1 pseudogene is annotated in these 438 nt (G+C 73.1%); it reads right to left on the bottom strand.

Annotation, left to right across the window (positions count from 1 at the left end):
• Positions 1–357: pseudogene (locus GT042_RS34610) on the bottom strand (hypothetical protein); the annotation flags it as partial.
• Between the last annotated feature and the right edge of the window lie 81 nt (positions 358–438).

The following is a 438-nucleotide window of genomic DNA, read 5'->3' as shown; positions in this document are numbered from 1 at the left end:
GTCCCAGCGGCGCTGGCCGGTGGCCGGGTCGAGCGTGCGCAGCCGGAAGCGGTTGTCGCCGGCGCGCTCCAGGTGGGCGAGGCGGGTCGCGGTGCCGGCGCCGGCGAGGGCGTAGGTGGGGGAGGCGCCCGTGATCTCCCAGCCGTGGGCGGGGTCGTAGGCGGGCGGAACGGTGAGTCTGGCGAGGGGGGCGCTGGCCCCCGGCTTCTCGTTGCCCTGGGCGGCTTTCGCTTCGGTGCGGCCTTCTTCGGTGCGGCCTTCTTTGGCGCGGTCGCCGCCGTAGACGGCGAGGAGGACGAAGAACGCGACGATGATGCCGCCGGCCAGCAAGGAGAGTCGTAAGGCCCGCTGTCTCATGGTTCCCCCGGGGTGAGATCGGCCGCGTGCCCGGTGCCGGGTGCGGTTCCTGATTGTCCTCAATCGCCGGACGGGCTTGAT

The sequence above is a fragment of the Streptomyces sp. SID3212 genome (genome assembly GCF_009865405.1).
GTDB lineage: Bacteria > Actinomycetota > Actinomycetes > Streptomycetales > Streptomycetaceae > Streptomyces.
This window is presented reverse-complemented; position numbering and strand designations above follow the sequence as displayed.